17 protein-coding genes are annotated in these 25,472 nt (G+C 60.8%); 3 read left to right on the top strand and 14 right to left on the bottom strand.

The window, feature by feature from the left end:
- Window positions 1-17 precede the first annotated feature (17 nt).
- The 8 genes from DXD94_RS09810 to DXD94_RS05645 all read right to left on the bottom strand — a co-directional run bounded on the left by DXD94_RS09810 (window position 18) and on the right by DXD94_RS05645 (window position 7,182).
- The gene (locus tag DXD94_RS09810; protein WP_233540326.1) at window positions 18-395 is read right to left on the bottom strand and encodes a DUF2273 domain-containing protein; all 378 of its coding nucleotides are present in this window, start codon (window positions 393-395) and stop codon (window positions 18-20) included.
- On the bottom strand, window positions 388-933 hold the full coding sequence (locus DXD94_RS05675; protein ID WP_147347130.1) for a hypothetical protein: 546 nt from the start codon (window positions 931-933) through the stop codon (window positions 388-390). Before DXD94_RS05675 ends, DXD94_RS09810 begins: the two co-directional genes overlap by 8 nt.
- A gap of 166 nt (window positions 934-1,099) precedes the next feature.
- Window positions 1,100-1,906, bottom strand: coding sequence for a YebC/PmpR family DNA-binding transcriptional regulator (locus tag DXD94_RS05670; RefSeq protein ID WP_006234926.1), 807 nt, complete (start codon window positions 1,904-1,906; stop codon window positions 1,100-1,102).
- Window positions 1,907-2,071: 165 nt separating this feature from the next.
- Window positions 2,072-4,255 (bottom strand): DUF6020 family protein, encoded by a 2,184-nt coding sequence (locus tag DXD94_RS05665; protein ID WP_233540325.1) that lies wholly within the window; start codon window positions 4,253-4,255, stop codon window positions 2,072-2,074.
- 85 nt (window positions 4,256-4,340) lie between these two features.
- Window positions 4,341-5,162 (bottom strand): prolipoprotein diacylglyceryl transferase, encoded by an 822-nt coding sequence (gene lgt / locus DXD94_RS05660; protein WP_117763488.1) that lies wholly within the window; start codon window positions 5,160-5,162, stop codon window positions 4,341-4,343.
- A 109-nt stretch (window positions 5,163-5,271) separates the two neighbouring features.
- Window positions 5,272-5,550, bottom strand: coding sequence for a NifU family protein (locus DXD94_RS05655; RefSeq protein ID WP_035137589.1), 279 nt, complete (start codon window positions 5,548-5,550; stop codon window positions 5,272-5,274).
- 172 nt (window positions 5,551-5,722) lie between these two features.
- Window positions 5,723-6,247 (bottom strand): dCMP deaminase family protein, encoded by a 525-nt coding sequence (locus tag DXD94_RS05650; RefSeq protein ID WP_117763487.1) that lies wholly within the window; start codon window positions 6,245-6,247, stop codon window positions 5,723-5,725.
- Window positions 6,248-6,330: 83 nt separating this feature from the next.
- On the bottom strand, window positions 6,331-7,182 hold the full coding sequence (locus DXD94_RS05645; RefSeq protein ID WP_117763486.1) for a type III pantothenate kinase: 852 nt from the start codon (window positions 7,180-7,182) through the stop codon (window positions 6,331-6,333).
- Window positions 7,183-7,503: 321 nt separating this feature from the next.
- On the opposite strand from DXD94_RS05645, the gene DXD94_RS05640 reads away from it, so the two are divergent.
- Window positions 7,504-9,207, top strand: coding sequence for an OPT/YSL family transporter (locus DXD94_RS05640; RefSeq protein WP_117763485.1), 1,704 nt, complete (start codon window positions 7,504-7,506; stop codon window positions 9,205-9,207).
- 200 nt (window positions 9,208-9,407) lie between these two features.
- Here the strand turns inward: DXD94_RS05640 and DXD94_RS05635 are convergent, their stop codons facing one another.
- Window positions 9,408-12,860 carry a CAP domain-containing protein gene (locus DXD94_RS05635; RefSeq protein ID WP_117763484.1) on the bottom strand — a complete coding sequence of 1,151 codons (3,453 nt, stop codon included), beginning with the start codon at window positions 12,858-12,860 and terminating at the stop codon, window positions 9,408-9,410.
- 307 nt (window positions 12,861-13,167) lie between these two features.
- On the opposite strand from DXD94_RS05635, the gene DXD94_RS05630 reads away from it, so the two are divergent.
- Entirely contained in the window at window positions 13,168-14,307 is a 1,140-nt protein-coding gene (locus tag DXD94_RS05630) for a DUF389 domain-containing protein (RefSeq protein ID WP_117743830.1), read from the top strand.
- A gap of 125 nt (window positions 14,308-14,432) precedes the next feature.
- On the opposite strand, the gene DXD94_RS05625 is transcribed toward DXD94_RS05630, so the two are convergent.
- The 5 genes from DXD94_RS05625 to DXD94_RS05605 form a co-directional block, all read right to left on the bottom strand.
- Window positions 14,433-14,882, bottom strand: a complete 450-nt coding sequence (locus DXD94_RS05625; protein WP_117763483.1) for a hypothetical protein — start codon at window positions 14,880-14,882, stop codon at window positions 14,433-14,435.
- 263 nt (window positions 14,883-15,145) lie between these two features.
- On the bottom strand, window positions 15,146-15,943 hold the full coding sequence (locus tag DXD94_RS05620) for an aminoglycoside N(3)-acetyltransferase (RefSeq protein WP_117763482.1): 798 nt from the start codon (window positions 15,941-15,943) through the stop codon (window positions 15,146-15,148).
- A gap of 124 nt (window positions 15,944-16,067) precedes the next feature.
- Window positions 16,068-17,027: a 3-hydroxyacyl-CoA dehydrogenase gene (locus tag DXD94_RS05615; protein ID WP_117763481.1), complete on the bottom strand. Its 960-nt coding sequence runs from the start codon at window positions 17,025-17,027 to the stop codon at window positions 16,068-16,070.
- A gap of 415 nt (window positions 17,028-17,442) precedes the next feature.
- Complete coding sequence (locus DXD94_RS05610) at window positions 17,443-22,230, bottom strand: 2-hydroxyacyl-CoA dehydratase (protein WP_117763480.1); 4,788 nt, start codon at window positions 22,228-22,230, stop codon at window positions 17,443-17,445.
- Window positions 22,231-22,242: 12 nt separating this feature from the next.
- Window positions 22,243-22,953, bottom strand: coding sequence for a TetR/AcrR family transcriptional regulator (locus tag DXD94_RS05605; RefSeq protein ID WP_117763479.1), 711 nt, complete (start codon window positions 22,951-22,953; stop codon window positions 22,243-22,245).
- 207 nt (window positions 22,954-23,160) lie between these two features.
- Here DXD94_RS05605 and DXD94_RS05600 point away from each other — a divergent pair, with 207 nt between their 5' ends.
- Window positions 23,161-25,290: a hypothetical protein gene (locus DXD94_RS05600; protein WP_117763478.1), complete on the top strand. Its 2,130-nt coding sequence runs from the start codon at window positions 23,161-23,163 to the stop codon at window positions 25,288-25,290.
- Window positions 25,291-25,472: the final 182 nt, after the last annotated feature.

Below are 25,472 nucleotides of genomic sequence, written 5' to 3'. Positions count from 1 at the left end.
CGACAGTCGAATACATATTAGCGGCCGCTAAACAGACGGCCGAAGAAGTTGACGATCCCGTTCTCGCCGTCGCGAATCTGGCCGATCACGGCGCCGATCAGCACGAAGAATGCAATGACAAGTGTGTCCCACAGGCCGAGCGTGAGCACCAACACGGCGAGGATAAAGCCAGCGACGGCGCCAAGCGTGGTGTTGGGATGACGCACAGCATAGCTCCAGATGGCAGCGCCCGTACCCTTGATGAGACCCATAGCCTCGTCAAAATCCGCGGCTGCCGCGTCTTGTAACTCGGTTGCCTCTGCTTTGGAATCAACAGGTTCGTTCGCCGGCGTGGCGCTCTGGTCAATCGTCAGGCGCGGCGTACGAGCGGTCTTATCTTGATTGGTATCACTCACCGGAAACCTCCACGGTCTGGACGGTAGTCTTGGACGGCAAAAAACGGACGCGTGCGGTCGTGCCCGGCGTGCCGAGCATGGTGTCGCAGGCCTCCTCGATACGTTGCTGCATCGCGGCTGCAAGGGAGGCCACGTCCCGGTCGTCAAGCGCGATAGCCTCGACCTTAAAACGGACGTGCGAATCGTCGGAGCCTTGGACGCGGGCCTCGACATGCTCGACCATCACGCGGTCGTCGCGCTCGGCAGCGGCCCTGGCGCACGAAGAAAGCGCCGCAAGGGTAACCTCGATATTGCGCTCCCCCGCCGGATGCACGCAGGACGGTTCGCGACGGGCGAACATCAGGCGGAAGAAGCTTACCAGTACGCCGATCGCCACGACGCCGGCGCACGCCGTGACGACGATGCGCGGCATGGAGTCGCGCATCAGCAACATAAAGCGATACGTATACGGCCCCCAAAACTGGCAGACAAGCGTACCCAGCGCCACGATGGTAGCGGCAAGGTACACGATCGCTAGGGCTCGTTTGAGTACGCGCACGCGGCGCTCCCTTCAAATCTCGGCTCTCGAAATGCAAAACGGTTCGCATCATTATAAAAGAGCCGGGTCCGGTGCTCTACGCACGCGGATCCGGCTCATCTATTCCACGAGGCTTGCATGCTCGCTTCATTATGCCCAGATATGCACGGCTTAACCCGTGCAGGCGCTACTCCTCCTCGAGGGCAGCGATGACCTCGTCGGTCATGTCCATGGTGCTGTAGACGTCCTGGACGTCGTCGAGCTCCTCAAGACGGTCGATGAGGCGCTGAACCTTCTTGGCGTCGGCGCCGGAGACCTCGGTCGGGGTGGTCGGGACCATGGTAGTCTCGGAACCCTTGACCTGGACGCCCTGCTCCTCGAGCGCCTTGGAGACAGCCATAACCTCGTTGGCAGTAGTCCAGACGATCCACTCCTCGCCGGCGTCCTCGTAGTCCTCGCCACCGGCCTCGGCGATGGCCATCATGAACTCATCCTCGTCACCGGCAGCACCGTTGGCGATCATGGTCTCCTTCTTGGCGTTCTCGTCCAGGATCTCCTTGGCGACGACGATCTGGCCCTTACGCTCAAACTGGAAGGCAACGGAGCCGGAGGTGCCCAGGTTGCCACCAGCGTGGGAGAAGGCGGAACGGACATCAGCGGCGGTACGGTTGCGGTTGTCGGTCAGGCAGTCGACGTAGACGGCGACACCGGCGGGACCGTAGCCCTCGTACACGATGTTCTCGTAGACGGCAGCATCGGCGCCCGAACCAAAAGCCTTGTCGATAGCGGACTTGATCTTGTCCTTAGGCATGGACTGAGCCTTGGCCTTGGCAACGGCAGCGGCGAGGCTGGCGTTGTTCTCGGGCAGCGGGTCACCGCCGAGACGGGCAGCAACGGTGATGTTGCGGCTGAGCTTGGAGAAAAGGGCGGAACGCTTGGCGTCCTGCGCGCCCTTACGATGCTTGGTTGTGGCCCACTTAGAGTGTCCGGACATACGTGTCTCCTATCGGTTTCGACCTAAAGCCCAGCGCAGATGCTCGGGCAATATAAACAAACGTCGTTATGATATACCTACTGGCCTGCGAGATAAACCCCAAAATGAAGGCGTCGTGATGATGCCACCCTTTGGTGCAAAGTAACCTGACCCCAATGCACCAAGTTAGGACCAGAGGAAGTCGCTGCGGGTGACGGTGGCGCCGATGGCGAAGGGCATGCAGGCGATGGCCGGATACAGGTAGCGCATGTAGGTCGACCCGTTGCACGGGCCAATCAGGCACATGGCGAGCACACCCATCAGTGGCACCCAAATCGCCAGCGCACGCCATGAATGACGACGCAGCAGGTAGACCACCGCGGCGATCATGATCCACACATAAGTGGCCGAGCTCATGGTGAGCGAGATAAACGGGATGCGCTGCACCGCCACGCGATACAGGTTGATCAGGTGGTCGCACCAGCGCACAACCTTGCTATCGACCGGATGGAAGTCGAAGTACTTGAGATTGTCGGGACGCGCCATAATCTCGGCACTGCGCGCCGTGCTGTAGACCCACGCATCGCGGGCACTCGGATAAAAGTAGCCGTAATAGTTATTGATGAGCGCCGAGATATAGCACTCAGGATCCTTTTTGAACATCTGGGCCCACACCTCAAAATAGGCCTTGATGTCCTCCTGCGAGGCGTATTCGTTAAAGCAATTTTTGACGGCATCCGACTTATCCGGGTTATAGCGGCGGCCCAGATTCTCGTACTTGAGCACACGGTCGATCACGGCACGCTCTTCGTCGGTCACCAAGCCGTCGCAAGGAGCCTCCACGATGGTGCCGTCCTCCTTAACCGTGGGGTTGACGCCCGAGTTGAGGCCGTCGTGCTTTTGGACGAAACGAGCGGTCTGCTGAAACGGAATCGAGAGGATTTCGCGCTTGGAACCAGGAGTGATGTCGTGCGCCGGCATAAAGACCTTGGTGAAGTACATATTAAAGGCAAGGCAGAGTGCAAGCACCGCAAGAACTCCCACCCAGCGGAAGCGCGAGATGGCGCCCGAAGGCGCAGCACCAGCCTGCTTGGCTGCACGACGAGCCACATGCGCGTCCCATGCGCAAAACGCCGACGCGATTACGCATGCCGCCAGGGGAAACACCAGGCCGCCGTTGCGCAGAAACGTGGAACCCATGGCGCCCAGAGCGAGCAGCAGCCAGTCGTGGCGCGCAAAGAGCACGGGGGCTTTCTCGCCCGCTCGCTCGACATTGGCATCACGACGGGGCAAGCCACATGCCACGAGCTTGACGGTCTGTACCAGCAGCACCAAAAACGCGTCGGCAAACAGCACATCTTTGGTGAGCAACGCCGCGTAGTTAGAGAACATCGGCATAAACGCAAAGAACAGCAAGATCACGCCGCGGACCGGCAGGCTCACGCCCAGTTTGCGCAGCGACGAGATGGAATAGGCCATGCAGGCAGCCGTGATGACAAATTGAGTGCAGGTATAGATGATGAGGCCCGCGTTAGCGCTGTTGAACAGCGAAAGCCCCAGCTGAACGCACGAGCCGATAATGGCCGTGTGCACCACGGGGTGATGTCCGTTGAGCAGCACGTTGGGGTTGAGTAGGCGCAGGTAGTCGCTCGTGCCGTTGGGATAGTTGAACCACTGGCGAATCTGCGCACCCGTATCTCCCATAAAAAGGCCGGGCAGCGAAGCGATGAGCGTGGGCGCCCAGGCGATCATAAGCACCAGGAAGGGCCCGGCAAAGGGATGGACCGAGAGTACGGCGTGAGCCACACGCCATATGCGGCCAAAGTGCGCTTCGGAAAACGGAATGCGCCGAGAGCTCAGCCAATCTAGACACTCAAAGGCAAGGTAGAAGGCAACGATCGCCAGGAGCATCCAGCCCGCGCCGCCAATCCAGGCGCAGATGATGCGAGCTTTGTCGCCAAGGACGATCTCGGCCGAGTCGGTGAGGTCGTAGCTGCGGCCGAACACCATGCAGATGGCGAAAAACAGCGACGGCAGAATGATTGATGGGCGCCAGGTGTCGCCGCGGCCAAAGAACACGTAGCGAAACGGCAGCGTGAGCAGGCAGGCAAGTGCAAGCAGCATGACCGCGTCGGTATGGCCGGCAAACGAGAGGAGTACCTCGTAGCACACGTACAGCATGCCCGAGGCTTTGGGGTCAATCGCCAAGACTGCGTTGCTCGACACCGGCGCGGGATCGATGGAAAACGCCGTGGTCGCCAACAGCGCGAGCAAAAATGCGATGAGCGTCTGCTTGGCGGGGTAGCGCTTAAACCAGACGATGCGAGCGGCATCGCGCGCAGCCGTTGTGGAGAGGTCGGAATCCTTCACAGTCCAAAGAGCCTTTCTAGAAACCTATCAAACTCGGCAAAACCACCACAAAGGTGCCTGTCCCCTTTGTGGTGGTATGTGGTGGTTAGGCGTCGAGGTAGATGCGCTGGGGGCGATTGCGGTGTCGGGCGAAGATAATGAGCGCCAGGCCGGCGATCACGAGCGGCAAACTCAGCAGCTGACCCATGGTGATAACGCCACCCAGCAGATAGCCCAACTGCGCATCGGGCACGCGCACGAACTCGACGAGGAAGCGGACGATGCCGTAACCCATCACGAACACGCCCATAAACGTGCCTTGGGGCAGTAGCGGCTTTTTGCGGCTGAGCACCTGCAGAATGCAAAAGAGCACGATGCCCTCCAGAAATGCCTCGTAGAGCTGGGAGGGGTGACGAGGCATCTCGCCCGCAGTCCCGCCAAAGACCACGCCCCACGGCAGATCGGTCGGCTTGCCCCACAGCTCACCGTTCACGAAGTTGGCGCAACGTCCCAGGCACAGCGCCAGCGGCGCGCCGATAACTGCAAGGTCGGCAATGGTCCAGGCGTCGAGCTTATACATGCGGCACACGATGATGCCGCCGATAATGCCGCCGACCAGGCCACCGTGGAAGCTCATGCCGCCCTCGTTGGTGGCAAAGATCTCGAGCGGGTGCGCCCAGTAGTAGCCATCACCGTAAAAGACGACGTAGAACAGGCGCGCACCGATAATGAGGCCAAAGACCACGCCGACCACGACGCTCGTCAGGTCGTCAATCGTGATGTTAAAGCCCCAGCGACGCTGTGTGCGGTACATGACGACCGCCGTGAGCAGAGCGCCGACCACATAGGCCAGACCATACCAGTAGATGGTGATGGGGCCCGCCGAGATCGCGACAGGATCAAGCATATGGTAGAAGTCGTTGAGCATGTCGACCCTCCTACTCCCTACATACAAATGCGGCCGCGGGCCTTGCGCTCGCAGCCGCATATTTGGGCGCAACGTCTATGCGGAGTATGCCGTCCGCAGCTTTCGCATCTTAGAACGGCGCGTACTCGTCGTACAGATCCTCGGCCTCGCCGGAAGCATTGACCTGCTCAACGCGGGTAACGCCGGGCACATGCTCCTTCAGGATGCGCTCGATACCCATGGAAAGGGTTAGGGAGCTCATGGGGCAGCCGGCGCAGGCGCCCTGCAGCTCCAGCTTGACAACGCCCTCGTCGTCGACGCCCACATACTCCATATCGCCGCCATCGGCCTGCAGGTTGGGGCGAATCTCTTCAAGAACCTTCTTAAGCAGCTCTTCGTTAACAGCCACAGGGGCTCCTTTCTCACAATAACGCGGGCACGCCCGCGGACAGGGGCTATGTTACTACAGCCATGTACCCGCTTAGGCGCCAGCCATGCGTGCGGACACGACTTTCACGAGCAGTCAATTTGGGACGGGGCCTTTTTAGCTGCTTTTTGTTGCCAGCTGGCGTTGCCACGCGCTACTGCCGAGCCTGCCCCTCGGTGCCGATGTGAACATCGACGATAACCTGGCGGTAGCTGATGCCGCAGGAGTCGAGAATGCGGCGGCTGATGCGTCCATCATCGGTGTCGGCGTACTTGTTGTCCAGGTAGACAACCTCGCCCACGCCCACCTGCGCCAAAATCTTGGCGCAGTCGTGGCACGGGAACAGCGTGACGTAGACCGTGGAGCCCTCGAGGTCCTTGAGCGAGCCACGGTAGTTGAGCACGGCGTTTGCCTCGGCATGGACCACGTAGTTGTGCTTGTCCTGCAGCGGGTCGTCGCTCGTACCCCACGGGAAAAAGTCGTCGTTGAGCGCCGAGGGCGTACCGTTGTAGCCCACCGAAAGGATGCGGTGGTTGGTGCTGGCGATGCACGCACCCACCTGTGTGTTGGGGTCCTTGCTGCGGCGCTGCGCGGCGATGGCCACGCTCATAAAGAACTCGTCCCAGCTAATGACGTCCAGGCGCTTGCCTGACGAAGTTTGATGAAGATCGTCCGACATGGCAGACACCTCCGTAATCGCAATAGTTTGACCCATTGTAGCAGGTGAAAGGTAGGGCGTTTGTCCCACCGGCGCCCTCACATTTACACGCGGCGGGGCTTTTGGTTGATGCGGTACAGCTCGGCGAGACCCCGCAGCGTCAACGCGTCGTCGACCGTCAGGCTGTGGCCGACCAACGCCGCGAGCGGGTCGGCATCGTCGCCGGTGATGACGATGGGCACGTCGCCCTCCCCCGCGGCCTTGGTCGCGCGCATCTCGGCGAGCACCATGTCGAGCATGCCGTCGATGCGGGCCACCTCGCCCAGAACCACGCCCGAACGCATGGCCTCGCGCGTGTTGCGACCGATCACATGCGTCGGCGCCGAGGGCTCAACCTGCGGCAGGCGCGCCGCAGCTGCCGAGAGCGAACGGGCGCCGAGCGCCAGCCCCGGAGCGATAACGCCGCCGACAAAGGTGCCGTGCGCGTCGATGACCTCGATATTGGTCGTGGTGCCCAGGTCGATCACGATGCACGGAGAGCCGTAGACGGCACGGGCCGCCACGGCGTCGGCGATGCGGTCGGGACCGATCTCGGCCGGGTCATCGTAGTGCACAGGCATGCCGGTCTTGAGGCCCGGTCCCACAGTGAGCACGCGCCCCGTACAGGTGCGAGAAAACGCCGTCTTCCACGGGCGCTCGAGCGCCGGCACCACGCAGCTCAGCACGGCAGCCGTGGGCACAAGTGTGCCCGGCATGCCCGCATCGGCCGCCAGCGCGGCCATGACTTGAGCGAGACGCATACGCGCTTCATCGGCCGTAATACGGGTCGGCGTCGTGATCTCGCACGTCGCAAGCGGGCATTCCTGCGCCGCAGCCGAATCCTCGGCAAACAGACCAAAGCGAATGAACGTGTTGCCCACGTCGACCGTCAATATGTATGCGCACCCATTAAGCATCGTCGGCGCTCCTTTCGTCTGCCCAGCAGTATATCGCCTACCCGAACCAGCCATCCCAGGTAGTCATTTTGGGACGGGGCAATTTTAGCTACCCCAATATGTCGGTTGATATTTGCCCCAATCCCAGATAATTCGTCAACTGTCAAAGGGCAGCTAAAAAAGCCCCGTCCCAAAAAGACTACCCCCAAATGAGCCGCCCTGCCGCTATACTGATGCGCGGTCGCGCGCGAGCTCACGCGGCGGCCCTTGGTAACCCGACTTCCCGCGCCGTATCCGTAACGGCGCTCCCGGGGGAAGCGGATATACGCAAAGGAGTTTTATATGAGCAATCCCTCGAACCGTGCCTCGATGCGCGGGCAACTCACGCTGCGCGGCGTCGTCGTCGGCGTCCTTGGCTGCGTGATTATCACGGCAAGCTCGGCCTACACGGCCCTCAAGATGGGCGCACTCCCCTGGCCGATCATTTTCGCTGCCGTCATTTCGCTGTTCTTCCTGAAGCTCATGGGCAACGCCAACCTCAACGAGGCAAACGTCACCCACACCATCATGTCCGCAGGCGCCATGGTCGCCGGCGGTCTGGCGTTTACCATCCCGGGCGCTTGGATGCTGGGCTATGCCGACCAGATCAGCTGGCTCGACATGTTTATCGTGGCACTCGCCGGCACTATCCTGGGCCTGCTGGCCACGGCACTCATCCACCGTCACTTTATCGTGGACGCCGCGCTGGAGTTCCCCACCGGCAATGCCGCAGCTCAGACCCTGCGTGCTACCGAGGCCGGCGGCAAGACCGGCAAGCAGCTCTTTGGCTCCATGGCCATCGCAGGCATCTACAGCGTTCTTCGCGACGCTCTGGGCGTGGTGCCCAGCATGCTGTGCACGCTCAATATCCCCGGCGTGACCTTTGCCATCTATAACTCGCCCATGCTGCTCTCCATCGGCTTTTTGGTGGGCTTCGCCCCGGTTGCCTTCTGGTTTGCCGGCGCGCTGCTAGGTAACTTTGGCATCATCGTGGGCGGCACCGCTGCCGGTCTATTCGACGTCGTAACCGCCCAGGGTATCGTCAAGTCCCTCGGTATGGGTCTTATGATGGGCTTTGGCGTCGCCGTCGTCCTCAAGGACATCCTGCCGCAGGTCGCCGGTATCGTCCGTGGCCTTGCCGCCGACAGCTCCACCGACACCGACGAGCAGTCGCTCATCTCGGGCTCGCTTAAGCTCGACGCCGGCATCATCGGCCTGGGTACTGCCGCCATCGCCGTGATCGTCGCCATCGCGCTCGACCTTGGCCCCGTTCCGGCCGTCATCGTGACGCTGTTCACCTTTGTCACCACCATCATGAGCGCACAGAGCTGCGGCCAGACGGGCATCGACCCCATGGAGATCTTTGGCCTCATCGTCATGCTCATCGTGGCTGCCTTCGCACAGATCGCTCAGGTCAAGCTGTTCTTCATCGCCGGCATCGTAGCCGTGGCGTGCGGCCTTGCGGGCGACGTCATGAACGACTTTAAGGCCGGCGCCGTGCTGGGTACCAACCCGCGCGCTCAGTGGATCGGCCAGGCCATCGGCGGCATCGTGGGCGCCCTGGTCGCCGCCGCTGTCATGGTCGCGCTCGTCACCGCCTATGGTCCGGACGCCTTCGGCCCCGACAAGAGCTTTGTAGCCGCGCAGGCAAGCGTCGTCGCCACCATGGTCTCGGGCATCCCGAGCGTGCCGTGGTTTGCAGGCGGCTTTATCGCCGGCATCGTCATGTACTGGCTCGGCATTCCGGCCATGATGATCGGCCTGGGCGTCTACTTGCCGTTCTACATGTCGCTCACGGCCTTCTTGGGCTCCTGCGTCAAGCTCGCCTACGACAAGTGGGCCGCACGCCGCGACGCCGCTGCCGGTCTTTCGGACGAGGAGAAGGCCTCCAAGGATGCCGCCTTCCAGGAGCAGGGCCTGGTCGTCGCCAGCGGTCTGCTCGGTGGCGAGTCCATCGTCGGCGTTATCCTGGCGTTTGTCTCCGTGGGTCTGAGCCTGCTGGGCTAAGTCGAGCAGTTGCTCGACAGCGACCATATTGCCTACGATTTGCCCGGTCGGTAGCTTTCGCGGCTACCGACCGGGCTTTTTGATACCAACGCAAAGAAAGGCCGGCGCGCTGCATTTAACAGCGCGCCGGCCTTATCGTTTGGCTAACGAGACGGTCCCGTTATGAATTGAAGTTCGTTGCAGAAACTACGCTCGAAACGCTACATCTGCTTGCGACGACGATCGCTCAGCGTCACACCAGCGGCCACGAGCGTAATACCGCCGATGACGAACACCTCGCCCGCAAGAGCGGAATTGTCGCCAGTCTGGGCGAGCGCGGCAGGCGCAGCCTGTTTCTTGGCAACGGGGGCCTTTGCAGCAGCCTGCGCAACCTGAGGCTTGGCCTGCGGCTCAGCCTTGGGATGATACTTGTCGTACTCGGCCTGCGCGGCAGCCAGGGCATCCTTGGCATCGCCAAGCTCAGCCAGCGCGGCGGCATAGGCGTCGTTGGCATCGGACAGTTTGGCATCGGCATCGCTCAGAGCAGCCTTGAGGCCAGCGGCGGCATCGACGGCGGCCTTATAGCGAGCGTAGGCAGCGTTCAGCTTGACCAGCTTCTCGTTGCCCGTCGTGCCCGCGGCAAGGGATGCCTTGTGGTCGACAGCCTCAAGATCGGCCTTGAGTGCCTCATCGCTGGCAAGCTCGGCCTTGGCCTTGACGATATCGAGGTTCGCATCGACGACGGCTTCGTTGGCGGCCTCGAGCTGCTTCTGGGCATCGGCGACACTGGCCACGGCAGCGTCATAGGCGGCCTTGGCGTCGTCGACCGCCTTCTGGGCACCGGCGAAGCGCTCGAAGGCCTTGTTTGCGGTGGCAAGCTCGTCCTCGGCGGCCTTGGCCTTCGCCTGTGCGTCGGACAGGGTCTGCGTCTTGGCGGCAACTGCCTGCTTGGCGCCCGAAAGAGCGGTTGCGGCGTGCACATCTGCGGCCTGAGCCTTGTCAACGCCAGCCTGGGCAGTGTCGTCGGCCTTCTTGGCATCGTTAAGCGTGCCCTGCTTGTTCGCAAGATCCGTCTTGGCGGCATCGCACTTGGCGGCAAGGTCCTTGACCGAAGCGGTAGCGTTGTCATACGCCTCGTTGGCCTGATCGGACTTTACCTTGGCGGCGTCGCGGGCGCTGCGAGCCTTCGCCTTGTGAGCAGCGGCCTCAGCTGCCTTCGTCTTGCTGTCAGCAAGCGTGGCGTTTGCCTTATCGAGAGCTGCCTGGGCAGTAGCGGCCTCGCCCTTGGCGGCATCGAGCTTGGTCTGGGGCGTCTTGACGTCGATACCCTTGAGTTTGGCTTCGGCGGCGTCGTATGTCGTCTTCGCGGCGGCGGTGCCGGACTTAGCCTTCTCGTACTCGCCCTTGGCGGTGTTCACGTTCGTGTCTGCCGCGGTATAGGCGTCATGCGCCGCATCCTGCTTATTTACCGCTGCGAAATAAGCTTCCTTGGTAGTACCGAAGGTCTTCTGCGCTTCCGCCAGCTTATTCTGAAGCTGCTTCAGCTGCTCCTTCTGCTCCTGCGTGCCGCCTGCGTTGTATGCGGAATCGATGTAGTCGTTCAGGAGCTTCTTGAACTCGGAGACAGTGAAATCAGCCTCACTGTCAAAAGAGCTGTAATCGAAGATTGTTACCTCGGAATCGGTGTTCTTACCGCTACCGGTCGCGATGCCGATAGCCTTCGTGCCGGCATCGATGATGTTGAGATAGTGCCCGCACTCATGGTAGATGCTGCTGTAGTGCTGGTAGATATAGTAGGAATCATATCGATGGTTTCCAAGGTCACTATTCTTCTCGACGTACTTATCGAATGCCTCTTTTTCCTGAGTGTAGAGACCGGTATATGGCCAGCCAAGCGTATCCTCGGTCTCGCCGCCGGTATATGCGCCGCCGCCGCCGGCAAGATTTTCTCCATTGTCCCAGTAGCAGCCCGAGTGCCCCCAGATGTTCGATGAATATGATACATTAAGGGCGGCTGCCGCAGTCATGCGGAGGCTGACGCTGAGCGCCGACTGACCGTTCGCCTTGCGGAGGTTGTTCTGGGTGTCGAGATATGTCAAGGCGTTGCGCATCTGCTCCAGGGAGAGCGGGTTGGTGTCGCGAGACATGTCATGATCGACGTACTGGTCATACCATTCGGCCTTGTCAGCGGCACCGGTCAGCATCGATACGGCTTCCTGGGCGTTCTTTTTCTGTGTGGCTGTGAACTGGCTGCCGCCGACGATGTAATTCATGAAGCCGAATATGCCCTGGCTGATGACTTCCTGGTCAACGGTCATGTTCGACTTGAGGTCGGCAATCTGCTGCTCAAGAGCCTCAACCTGGGCATTAGCAGCGTCATAAGCCTTTTCCGCGGCGTTCGAAGCGGCGCAGGCTGCCTCCCACTCGCTGCGCTTCTGCTTGCGAACTTCGACAAGCTTATCGTACGCGGCCTTCTTGTCTGCTTCGGTCTGCTGCGCCTTCTCGTATGCGGCCTTGGCGGCGTCGCGCTCGCTGGCGGCGGCGTTGTACTCCTTGTTTGCCGCATCGTATGCAGACTGGGCAGATGCCACGGCAGCGTTGGCGGCGTTGGCCTTCTGCTGGGCGGCGTCGACGGTATTCTGGGCCGCCTGCAGGTTCGCCTGTGCGGTGGCGTCTGCAGTCGTCGCGGCTTCGAGCGCGGCCTGCGCGGTCTTGAGCTCACCAGCAGCAGCGTTCTTGGCGGCCTCAAGCGCACTCAGGTCAACACCCGTACCCGAGACGGCAGCATCGAGCGCGGCCTGCGCCTGGTTGAACTTCTGCTGGGCGTTATCGCGCGCGGTGGTTGCGGCTGCGAGAGCAGCGGCAGTCTCCTGCTTCTTGGCCTGGGCGGAAGTCAGAGCGGCCTCAGTGTCCTTCTTTTCCCGCTGAGCGTTGGCCTCGGTAGCCTTGGCCTGGTCCAGATTGGCCTGTGCAGTAGTAACGGCCTTATTGGCATCATCGAGCTTTGCCTGCGCGTCCTCGACGGCCTTCTTGGCGGCCTCGTACTCGTCCATACCCATGGCCTCGAGCTTGGCCTGCGCATCGTCGAGGGCCTTCTTGGCCTCATCCTGCTTTGCCTTGGCGTCCTTGAGCGCCTGGGTCTTATCCTCGACACTCTTGTTGGCCTGTTCAAGCTGATCGTTCAGGTCGCCCAGCTTCTTCTGCTGCTGCTCGGTCTTTTCGACGGCGGCTTTGAGCTCGTCAATCTTCTCCTGGAGCGCGGCGACTTCTGCTGCGTTCTGCTCGATTTCGTTGTCGCTCACAGCCTGCGAGGCCTGATTCTTTTGCTGCTGCGCCTGCTTTTGAGACTGGCCCGCCGCGTCGGCCTTCTTCTGGGCGGCATCGTAGGCGGCCTGAGCGTCCTTGAGCTGCTTTGCCGACTCCTCGGCCAGCTGGGCAGCCGTCTTTACGACCGCTTGGTTACCGGCGGCAACGGTATTCTCTACAGAACTACCCCCCCCCTGAACAGAATCGCCGTTATCGGTTGACGGTGCAGCGATTGCCGCCAGCGGCGACATGAGCGGCTGAGCGATGAGGCCCGCCGTCAAAACGGCTGCGACGGCGCGGTTGGCAACGCCCTTGACGTTGACGGCCTTGGCCCGAGGCTCAAAGTGTTGTGGACTGTAGTTTGCCATGGCTTTCTCCCTTTGACACGGATGTATCCATACGCTTCAAAATGTAGGAGCTGTTTTTTGAATTCTGTTGCGCAACATTGGTCACCGGCGGATTTTTTGAAATTCGCGCTCTCGTGCTACACAATTTCGTCACATATGTAGGAACTGATGCATCATATTCTTGCGGGATGGAATTGAGTCTGTGATTTGCATTTGCTCCCGCGTCATCCGCCCTATCGGATTTCGCATCCAACTAGCACCCTGCCCGCCACGGTGTAGAGTTAAGACAACGGGCGCGTTGCGCGGCCCGTGCCAGAACGAGGTGGACATGGAACTCGATAAACAACAGATCAAGCGACTACGCGAACGCCATCACCGGCGCCACGGCATCCGCCCCGCCCATAGCGAGGCCATGGAGAACGCCACCCGCTTCCTAAAGCGCGCATTCAACATTCGCGAGGGACGCGCGCCCTACCACGTAATCCGCAAGCGCTTTGTAAACGGGGCACGCCTGACCGGCTCTCACCTGTGCATCCTCATCATCGCCATGCTCATCGCAAGCATCGGCCTCGATATCGACTCGAGCATCGCCATCGTGGGCGCCATGCTCATCTGCCCGCTCATGGGCTCGGTCCTTGCCATGGCATACGGCATCGCCACGCTCGACCGCGAGATTACCGTCGAAGCCGTCGCGGGCTTGGCTCTACAAATGGCCTTTTGCCTGGTCACGTCCACGCTGTATTTTAAGCTCTCGCCCCTTGGCACCGCCACGGCCGCCATCGTCGACAACTCGACGCCCACCGTGTGGGACCTTGCCGTCGCGCTCGCGGGCGGCTTTGCGGGCGGCCTGGGCAACTCGCGCGACCAGGAGCCCTCGACGCTCATCGCCGGCGTGGCCGTGGCAACCGCGCTCATGCCGCCCCTGTGCGCGGCGGGTTATGGCATTGCCATCGCGAGCGGGTCGCTGTTCCTCTCAGCCCTCTACGAGTTTGGCATCAACGTGGTCTTTATCGCGCTGGCTGCCGAAGCCGTGCTGCTTCTTTTGCGCGTGCCGCTCAAGCGCGACCTGAACGGCGACGGTATTGTGACCGCTGAGGAAGACGCCGAGGTCAACGAGCTGTCACGCAAGGTGCGCAGCCGCATCATTGTGGGCACGGTAGTCTTTGCCATCCCCTGCATCGTTATGACCGCGGGGTCCATTGGCTCGGCGCAGGCCGGCGTGCAGGACGGCTACGGCGTGACCGAAACCACGCGCGAGCTTGCGGCGGTGCTGCCAGGCTTTAAGGATTACACCGTCGCCGTCGAGACCTCGGCTACCGAAGGTGACGAGGAAGGCATCGTCGAGCGCGAGATTGTCGCCCATGTGACGACAAGCGAGGCGCTCGGGGCACGCGACCGCCACGTCGCTCGCAAGCTCATCGACCTTAACGTGCCCGAACTCGATCGCGTGGAGTTCGATGTGAAGTGATGCCGGCGCGGGATGAATGCTCGCACAGACACAAGTTACGACGAGGCGCAGACGCGATACGGACACGGGCAAATAACGGGGTGCAGCTCACACTCGCGCCCCGCTCGCTGCTTTATTGCCGTGAATCAGACGTCCGCATCGACATCGCCAGACTCCACCGTAAACGCCGGATCGGTGCTCACAAGATAAAATCGGGTCACCTCAGTATTTCTAATTAGGTAAATCTGCCCCTGATTGCGTCGGCGCGATATATACGCCACGTGGACCGTACCGATTTTTTCGCCGTATTCCCTCGTTAATACCAAAATATTGGGGTCGTCCGTACGCTTAAACTGCCCGTCAACGCAGCTGCCGTCTTTGTCGACCAGTTGCCAACGATGGTTATCCTCTTCATGAAAGGCCAGAGTTTCCAGACTTGTTTTGTCATCCCGATAGTAACCATCAATGGCAAAGCCTTCGGAAACGCATTCCTGCATATAGGATGTTTCTCGATTTATAGCAAACTGCCCTGCAGCGCCCAGGAGCACAGCCAGGCAGACCACTGCAAGGGCTATCGAGATAGCACGGCGGCTCATGTTAACCAGCCCGATACTTGTTTAACGGAGTGCAAAACATACTTGGTACCTCCGATATCAAAGCAAACGTCACCCGCGGCCCGCCGGAAACTATGTGTTTCTAACATCAAACCATATGGCAACCACTCGCGAGAGGAGTATCGGCGAACGGTGCATTTTTTTGCGTTCTATTGGGCAAACGTCAACGCGCGCCACAGCTCTTGCTCGACCTATTCAGATCTTGTCGCATACTACCGTAAACCCCCAATGCTTCCGCCCCCGAACTATTCAAGGCAGCCGCGATGCCGCTCAATCCAGTCCACGGCAAAATCGACAAGCTCGCGTTGGCGCATAAAGCGAATCATTCCGTTACCGAGAGGCGCCGTACGCACCGGGCATTCACGCTCAAAAGCAGCGCCGATCTCGTCGAAGTCCTCGCCGTCGACAAAAAGTGTGCGGTACTCCTTCCACACGCGCTGGCCGTTTTCCATGATCGCGCTGTGTTCCACGCAGTCGTGCTTGCCGGGGTACTGCGCACGGGCGTCTGCCAAATGCAGTGACGTATTCTTGTCATAGCCAACGCCCACCAGCAGAACATAGCCGTCCAAATCGTACAGACGCGCGATGGGCGATCCATCGCCAAAGATGTTGCTCAGGTCGTGGTTCTCCGTCAGGAATTGCGCATGCTGGCCGTTTGCCGCCACTGAACGCGCTGGGTGATCGCTGCGAAACGTGCCCGGCCACGTCCGGAACATCTCAGCCACGGCACCCATCGTGTTGGTGGGCGTAATGCGCTTGTCATAGACAGGCCAGTTATCGCGAATCAGCTGCCACCATTCTTGCGGCTCTTGCCAATGGACACCACTCTCGGGGTCCAAGTTTTTCCATGATTGCGTCGGCATCATGATGGTACCGGCCTCGCCCACCATCTGGAGCAGCGCCTCGATCACCGGCTGCGCGCCGCCGCACACATATCCAAGCGCGCTGAGCGAGCAATGGACCATAACCGTCTGCCCTGCGCACATACCGACGGCGGAAAGCGCGTCGAGGATATCCTGCTTAAGCACGATTTGCCGATTCATTACCGTTTCCTCTCTATCCCCACACATCAGTTTCTTTTGCGTCATGCGCCGAAATAGCACACGGGCCATGCGGCGCATGACGCTGCAAATGATACGTTTCCCAATGTTGCCGAGGGATCATTTTTTAGTACTTGAAGAAGCCCTCGCCCGAGCTTTCGCCCAGCTTGCCTTCGTCGAGCATCTTCTTGAGGACGGACGCCATAGCCTTAAAGTTGTAGGGCATCATCATCTTCTTGAGCAGCGGGCTCACCAGGCCCGGGACCTTCTGATACTGCATAACGATGTTGTACGCCGTCTGGATGCCCACGGTGTCGAATACGCGGAACGGGCCCTTGGGAGCGCCGGTGCCGCGCGTCCATGCGAGGTCGATGCTCTTGGGATCGCTCACGCCCGAGACATACAGGTCGAGGCCCGAAAGCAGCCATGGCACCAGCATGGAATTGAGCAGATAGCCGTTCTTTTCCTTGTTGACGGGAAGCGCCAGCATGCGGATGTCGTTGGCAAAGTCGACGAGTTCATCGAAATAGCGCTTGTCGGTTTGGCTTTGGGCCATGACCTCGGTCATGTTGTTCTTCCAGATAGAGTTGGCAAAGTGTAGCGATAGGTACTTCTCGGGGCGGCCGGTGTACTTGGCAAAGGTGCTCGGCAGCAGCGTGGAGGAGTTTGTCACGACAACGGTCTTTTGCGGGAGAACCGGGGCGAGCTTCTTGTAGAAGTCGATCTTTGCCTGGGTGTCCTCGGCCATAGACTCGATGACCAGGTCGGCGTCGGCCACGGCCTCGGCAAGATCGAGCTCCAGCTTGAGTGTGGAGTAGGCGCGCTCAACGGCGGCGAGTGCCGCCTCCCTATCGAAGGTCTGGTCGCTATCGGCGATACCGGCGCACCACTCGCCCGTGCCGTCCGCCATGCCCTCGATAGCAGCGATGTACTCCTCGCGCACATGATCGATCTTGGGCTGAGTGCGGCCGATGCTGCCCTCGCTGCGCAGCCAAATCGTTACATCAAAGCCGCAGTAGGCAGCCTGAAAGGCAATCTGGCTTCCCAGCACGCCGCCGCCGGCAACGCAAACGGTCTTGTAGCTCATGAAACGGTCCTCTCTTACGTAATTCCATAGATGTGTTTTTATTCAACCGTATGGAGGCTACGAGCCGGGGGCTGGTTCTACAAACGGACGCTTTTACGCGGTGAACGGCTACACCTGTTCATTAACTCAGGGCTCCGAGGGCGATTTTTTGTGCCACCGAGACGTCGTTTTCGGAAGTGCGGTGAAAAAATGAGTTTCGTCGACCAGACCGACTATTCTAGCAACAAAACCGCAGGTAACGAGAGCCCAAAAGAGGAGTGTGCTCGGGAGGTTCGCGTTTTTCCCCGCACTTCCGAAATCCGAGTCCGCTGAAGGCGTTAACAAGCCCATTTACGCAACATATGTCCAGCAAAAACGGGTGGTGGCCGGTACGGCTACCACCCGTTTGTCTCATATCTAGCCCATAGCAGGCCAGTTACTTCTTAATGCCACGCCCCAGACGCTCGGCGACCGACGCCACGGCCTCCTCGCTGGCCGGTCCGCAGCTCACGCAGCCATCGTGGGCACGCATCTGGCCGGTGACCTCGTCCATCGCGAGCGGCGCCACCTTCTCGAGCTTAAAGCCCTTGCCGGCGCGCATGTTTTCCTTGGCCACGCTGATCATGAGCTTAATGCGGTTGAGCTGGTTGACCTCGGACGCGCCGGGGTCGTAGTCCACCGCGACGATGTTGCTCTCGGGATGCTGGCGGCGCAGCTCCTTAATCACAGACTTGCCCACCACGTGATTGGGCAGGCACGCGAAGGGCTGCGTGCAGATGATATTGGGTGCGCCGTGATCGATCAGGTCGAGCATCTCGGCCGTGAGCAGCCAGCCCTCGCCCATGTTGTTGCACACCGAAAGAACCGTACGGGCCTTGTCCGCCATGGTGCCGATGCGCTCGGGCGCCTCAAAGCGGCGGGACTTTTCGAGCATCTCCTCCACCGGCGTGCGCATCCAGTCCACGAGCTTAATAAGCGCCTGCATACCAGCGCGCGTGGTAGCAGAGCTACCCAGCTCGTCCTTCTGCAGCTCGGCGTTGCTCATGGAGTACAGGAAGAAGTCGAGCAGGCCCGGCACCACGGCCTCGCAACCCTCGCGCTCGATGACATCGACCACGTGGTTGTTGGCCGTGGGGTGGAACTTGACCAGGATCTCGCCGACCACGCCTACGCGCGGCTTGGTGCCCTCGCCCACAAGCGGCATGGTGTCGAACGCGCGGATGGCCTCGCGAGCAAGCTTGGTGTAGTTATGCCTGTTGAACTTGGGCGCGAGCTTGCGGGCGCGCGCCATGTACTCCTCGTAGAGCGCGTTGGCGGCACCGGGCGTGGCCTCGTACGGGCGGCAGCGGTAGAGCATCTGCATCATCACGTCGCCAAAGAGCACCGCGTACACAGCCTGCTTAAGCAGCGCCGGCGTAATCTTGAAGCCGGGGTTGTCCTCGCCGAGCGCCACGGCCGAAAGCGAGATCACGGGGATCTCGGGATGACCACTCTCGCGCAGGGCCTTGCGGATGAGCGCGATGTAGTTGGTGGCACGGCAGCCGCCGCCGGTCTGGCTGATGACTACGGCGGTCTTGGACAGGTCGTATCGGCCGCTCTCGATGGCCTCCATAATCTGACCGGTCACCAAAATGGACGGGTAGCAGATGTCGTTGTTCACGTAGCGCAGGCCGGCCTCGACGGCGTCGTGATCGGTCGAGGGCAGCAGCTCCAGGTTGTAGCCGGCACCACGGAACACCTCTTTGACCAGGTCAAAGTGGATTGGCGCCATCTGCGGGCACAGAATGGTGTAGCCCTCGTCGCGCATCTGCTCGGTAAAGGGCACCTTGGGCCATGCAGTCGAGGCGCTCTCACGCTGCGCTTCGAACGTGTACTTACGGCTCGCGAACGCAGGGGCATCCGTGGAGGGCGCCACCGGCGCGGCATCGCCCTGCTCGTAGGCCTCACCCGCAGCGGTTGCCTCGGCCAGACGCTCGGCCTCCTGGTCCTTGAGCGCCGCCATGAGCGAGCGGATGCGGATGCGCGCGGCGCCCAGGTTGGACACCTCGTCGATCTTGAGCACGGTGTAAATCTTGCCGCTGGCCTCCAGAATCTCCTGCACCTGATCGGTGGTCAGGGCATCGAGGCCGCAGCCAAAGGAATTGAGCTGGATCAGGTCCAGATCGTTGCGCATCGTCACAAAACGGGCCACGGCGTAGAGGCGCGAGTGGTACATCCACTGGTCGACAACGCGGATTGGGCGCTCGGGCTTCACCAGATGCGCGAGCGAATCCTCGGTAAAGACCGCAAAGCCAAAGCTCGAGATAAGCTCGGGCAGGGCGTGGTTGATCTCGGGGTCGTTGTGGTAGGGACGGCCGGCGAGCACAATGCCGTGGCCGCCGTGGTCCTCGACCCACTTAAGAGCCTCCTCGCCCATGGTCTGGATATCCTCGTGGAAACGGGCGTCGGCCTCATAGGCGGCATTGACGGCGGCATCGATCTCGGAGCGGGTGATCTTGGGTCCGCGCACGCGACCGCGACCGGCCTCGGCGTCGGCCACGCGGTCGACGGCGAGCACCTGGTACAAGCGGCGCTTGAGCTCGGTCTTATCGTGATAGGGCACAAACGGGTACAGGAACTCGATGTTCTGCTCGCGGATCTCGTCAATGTTGAGCGCCAGCGCCGTGGGGTAACTCATGACGATGGGGCAGTTGTAGCAGTTGCCAGCCGTCTGATCTTCCTTGCGCTCCCAGCGCACGCACGGCATCCAGATAAAGTCGACATCGCGGTCGATAAGGTTCATCACATGGCCGTGGCTCATCTTGGCCGGATAGCACACGCTCTCGGACGGCATGGACTCGATGCCCGCCTGGTAGGTCTTCTTGCTCGACTGGTCGGACAGCTGCACGCTAAAGCCCAGGCGCGTAAAGAACGCGTGCCAGAAGGGGTAGTTCTCGTACATGTTGAGCGCGCGCGGGATACCGACGGTGCCGCGCGGGGCCTCGTCGGGACTCAGGACCTCGCGGCCAAAGAGCAGCTCGTTTTTCTTTTTGAAGAGGTTGGGAGCCTCGGTCTTCTGCTTTTTGTGGCCGGCGCCCTTTTCGCAGCGGTTGCCGGTGATAAAGCGCCTACCGCCGCCAAAGTCGTTGACGGTAAGCTGGCAGTTGTTGGAGCAGCGGCCGCAGCGGACGTGCTTTTGCGTCACAGTGAGGTGCGCGATGTCCTCGGCCGAAAGGATGGTCGAGGTGCCGTCGGCGCCGGCGCGATCGCGGGCGAGCAGGGCCGCACCATAGGCGCCCATGCAGCCGGCAATGTCGGGACGCACGGCGTGAACACCGGTGAGCTGCTCGAACGCACGCAGCGTGGCATCGGACATGAAGGTGCCGCCCTGGACGATCACCTGACTGCCGATCTCCTTGGGGTCGCGCAGCTTGATGACCTTGAACAGGGCGTTCTTGATGACGGAGTAGGACAGGCCGGCGGCGATGTCGCCCACCGTGGCGCCCTCCTTTTGCGCCTGCTTCACGCGAGAGTTCATGAAGACGGTGCAGCGGCTGCCCAGGTCGACGGGGGCCTTGGCATGGATGGCGGCATCGGCGAACGCGCGCACGTCCATGTCCATGGAGACGGCGAAGCTCTCGATAAAGCTGCCGCAGCCCGACGAGCAAGCCTCGTTGAGCATGATGTGCTCGATGACGCCGTCCTTCACGCGCAGGCACTTCATGTCCTGGCCGCCGATGTCCAGAATGAACTCGACGCCGGGCAGAAACGCCTTGGCGCCACGCAGGTGCGCGACGGTCTCGATCTCGCCGGAGTCGGCCTTGAGCGCCTCGATGAGCAGCGCCTCGCCATAACCGGTGGTGGTCACGTGGCCGATGGTGCAGCCGGCAGGGATGTGGTTGTAGAAATCGGCCATGATGACCTTGGCCGTGCCCAGGATGTCGCCGTTGTTGTTGCCGTACCAGGTGTGCAACAGCTGACCGTCCTCCCCCACGAGCGCGGCCTTCATGGTGGTGGAGCCGGCATCGATGCCGATGAACACGCGGCCGGTGTAGCCGTCGAGCTTGCCCTTGGGGACAACTTCTTGGTCGTGGCGGGTTTTGAACTCGGAAAAATCCTCGTCGGTGGCAAAGAGCGGATCCAGGCGCTCGACCTCGACACCCTGTGTGTCACCCAGGGCATCGATAGCCTCGATGAGCTGTGGGAACGTGCTGAGCTTGCTGGACTCGTGCGCCATGGCGGCGCCGCTCGCCACAAACAGGTGGGCGTTTTGGGGCACGATGCGGTGCTCCTCGTCCAGGTTGAGCGTGAGGTAGAAGCGGTGGCGCAGCTCGGAGAGATACTGCAGCGGGCCGCCCAGGAAGGCGACGTTACCGCGGATGGGGCGGCCGCACGCCAGGCCCGAGATGGTCTGAGTCACGACAGCCTGGAAGATGGAAGCGGCCACATCCTCGGGGCGGGCGCCTTCGTTGAGCAGCGGCTGCACATCGGTCTTGGCAAAGACGCCGCAGCGGCTGGCAATGGGATAGATGGTGGTGGCGTTGGCCGCGAGCTCGTTGAGGCCGCTCGCGTCGGTGTGCAGCAGGGTTGCCATCTGGTCGATGAAGGCGCCCGTACCGCCGGCGCAGGTGCCGTTCATGCGCTGCTCGATACCGTTGTCGAAGTAGATGATCTTGGCGTCCTCGCCGCCCAGCTCGATGGCGACATCGGTAGACGGGATGAGGGTCTCGACGGCGCGCTTGCTGGCAATGACCTCTTGGACAAACTCCAGGTCGAGCCATTGGGAGAGCAGCAGACCACCCGAACCGGTAATGGCGCAGGTCATCTGGGCCGTCGGCAGCACGGTCGCAGCGCCCTCGAACAGGTCGCGGGCGCAGGCGCGGACGTCGGTGTGATGGCGCTGGTACTTGGCGTAGACGATCTGGTTGTCGTCGCTGAGCACGGCGAGCTTGACGGTGGTAGAGCCCACATCGATGCCCAGGTGCAGGTTGCCGCGGGCGGCCTCGGGGTTGAAGATCGCGCCTTCGGGGGCCTGGGCGGCGGTGGCGGCTGCGGGCTCGGCGGCGATGGCGGGCTCACTAGCGATGGACGTCTCCCCTGCCGTGTTCTTGGCATCGGTAACTGCCTCGGCGACCTTCTCGGCAGCGGCGGTCGCGGCCTTCTGCGCAGCGTCCACCACGGCGGGCGCGGCCTCGCGTGCGGCAGCGACCACACGGTCTTTAATGCCCTCGACGAGTTTGCTCATCTGTTTCTCCTCTTAGTTGTTGGACTCGACGGTTGCGGCGGTGTCGGCCGCGTTCTCGAGCTGCAGATTCAATAGCTTCATGCCGTATTCCGGCACGTTGATATCGATGGGTTGGCCATACAGGTCGCCGGGGCGCACAAAGGCGATAACCGTCATGATGCGCGCCATGGTCTCGGGCGATTCGGAAAGGTCACGCTCAAACCAGCGCTGAATCATGCCGACCTCGGCACTCACGACGTAGGTGACGTAGTAGTCAAAGAACGTGCCCAGCGCCAGGCCCAAAATGCCCGTCTGCGCACGCGGCGCCACGGCCTCACGTGCGGTGTCGATAATCCTTTTAATGAAGGCCTGGTCGCCGCCCGGACCCAGCAGCGCACCGATTAAGTCGCGGTTGGCCGCAAGATAACGCAGCAGCTCAACCGAACCGGGCGCCGGCTCGAGCTCATCGATGTTGTGATAGAGATCGGGCAGCTGAGCTGCAGTGATGAGCTCAATGCGCTCACGAATCTCGGCCAGCAAACCGTCCTCGATTTGATTGATAAAGTCGGGAATATCGCGGTAGTGCGAATAGAACGTGCGACGCGTAAGGCCAGCGCGCTCGGTGAGCGACGCGACATTAATGCGCGAAAGGTCGCCGCTTTCGGCAAGCTCGCTAGCAAGTGCCTGGCGAAGGGCACGCTGCGAGCGAAGGGACCGGCGATCACATTTCTCGAGCTGGGACAAGCGTCCTCCTTGTTACTCATCCTGTGCGCTATTGCACAGTGCGAGTATTATTGCACACCGTGTGCATCAACACGTAAAGGCAATATTTGGAATGTGGCAGAGGGACTGTCCCTTTGTCACATCGAACTGCAACTTGGTCCCGTTAATGGGACTAGCTATCGCCGCGTCCGTTTCATCATGCCGGTAACAATCGATAAGGAGGCCGACATGAACAACCAAGCAAGCGATGGCATCACCGATGCCGGCAAGGACCTCGTCCTCGGCTGCATCAAAAGCCAAGAGCTGCGAGACCACATGCGCAAATACCTATACTGGCCGGCGCCAATCATCGCCGGGTCGATGAAGACGCTTGACGAAAAGCGCACCATGCTCGAGCAACTCCGCAAGGAGGTTTCGCCGGAGCTGGCCGAAGATATCGATTCGCATCTCGCCCAACTCAACAGCGCGCTTGAAATGCTCGACAGCGTCGAGCGCGACCGCGGAATCCTCCTACTGCACGTCATGTTCTACAACGAGGAGGAGCGCGACGCCGACGCCCTTGATGGCCCTTTCCCCACCGCATCCTGGGAAGCCGCGCAATCGCTCATGAAGCGCTACGTCGAAGAGTATCCTGACGACGACTGGTCCGAATCGTACTGGAAGATTAATCTCTACACCTCGGAAGACCTGCACGAGCATCAAGCGGCGCAGCCCTCCCTGTCGTTTGCGGCAACCAAGGATGGCGAGCTCATATTCCTCCGCGATCTGAGCAATCACCGCACTCGCAGATCGCATGTCGAAAGCGCCTGGCGAAACGATAGCAGGCGGTTCTGCGCGAACAACGAGCCCGTCTACACGCCGTGGGTACCGGGCGACATCCTCAAAATCGACGGTCGGCCTTTCGACCACGGGCCTCGCTTTGTCATTGTGCTCGAAAACGACTACGAGCACACGCTCCGAGGACAGATCTGGTGTGCAGGCCCCAGCAAATATCACGGCGTTAAGGAGGGTTCGCTTTCATCCGGCACCTTCAGCGACAGTCTCTTGGACCCCTTCATCCCCTCTGCCCTCTACACCGCCGAGCGCTACACCGGCGACCTGCCGGACGATTGTGCCTTTATGCTCGAGCTTTCGCAGAAGCTGCACGACAACCCTGACTACGGCAAGCAGTGGTCCGAAGGCTCGGTCGGGCACGATTGCCTGCAGCCGCACCGCAAACCCACCAGCCAAAGTGAGCTGGATATTCGTCCGGACATCTTTGAGTTTTTGGACTCGCGCAGCATTAAGGAGCATCTTCAACGAATCAACTACGAGCTCACCACGCCCGTAGCGGCTTTCATCGTCAATTGCTCGCATAAAGCAACGCTACAGCAAAAGCTCGAAGGCTGGCAAAAGATCATCGACAATATGCCCAATTGCACCATGAGCCGCAGAAATGACACGGTCAGCATCCCGGACTTCCATACCTTTCTGCGCAATGTCATTAAGCAGGAGCGCAGAAAGCTCGCGCACTTTAAAATGACGGACGGCCATTGTCTATATTTCTTTGAGGACCACTCGTGGGGCAGGCGTGACCAATACGACCTTCTTTACGGCCCGTACAGCAGTTATCAAAAGTGCTTCGATGCAATCTGGAAAGAGCTCGACGGTGACGATCCCAAAGCCGTCAGAATCACTCGTCGTCCCATCGACCCAGACGAAGACCACTATGCTGACGACATGGTCTTACTCAATGCGAACGGCGAAGTAATGTCTTGCGATTACCGCAACAAAAGCGAGTGGGACGAGGCGGGCACTGCCAGCGATTTCGAGGACATGTGGTTTGATATCCCAACGCCCTTCCATGCCGGAGACATCGTCTGCAACCTCCAACGCCCCGACGAGCCGATGGTGCTGTTTGACCTGCAAACCTGGGGATCCGAACGAGTCGACAAAGAACTGGCCTCCTCCGTCTACAAAGAGCGGCTCGTTCAAAAGGCCGACAAGCTATTGCGCTGGCACCGATATGACGGCGACACCAGCGACATGTACGCTTACGGCTGCCAAGTCTCATCCGCCTTGCATTTCCCCTTCTACATTGGGGAGCCTGAGGGCTTTCTTTTGGACATCGACTATTACCGCAAGCCGCTCAAGTCAGAGGAGCGAATCCTTTACGGCGTCAGGGCATATGCCAAAGGCGACCTGGCGGTTGACTCACTCGCCGCGATGGCCAGCGCGTGCGAGCTACAAGCACTAGCGGAGAAAAAGGCACGCGGCTTCGAGGATGCAGACGGTTGGCTCAAGGACCGCTACCCGGAGCTGTTCGATGCGACGGTCGATCCCTTCTTAGAGGAAGGTTGCGCCGGTTGCCAGGATTAAAGGGTCAACGCCATACCGGCGCTATTCGTCACAAGATCCAGCATCATATTCTCCATGGCAATCCTTTCAGTACGCGCACCCCCCATGCACCAGTGCGTTTCCAAAAGTATGTTTGCCGCGAGATTCATATCAGACCCGTTAATGGGACCACAAAGCACAACCTCTGATGGATGCTAACGGCA

It is taken from the genome of Collinsella sp. TM10-22 (assembly GCF_003466125.1).
GTDB lineage: Bacteria > Actinomycetota > Coriobacteriia > Coriobacteriales > Coriobacteriaceae > Collinsella.
Note: the sequence above shows the minus strand (reverse complement) of the source record. Positions and strands in the feature narration are given on the sequence as shown.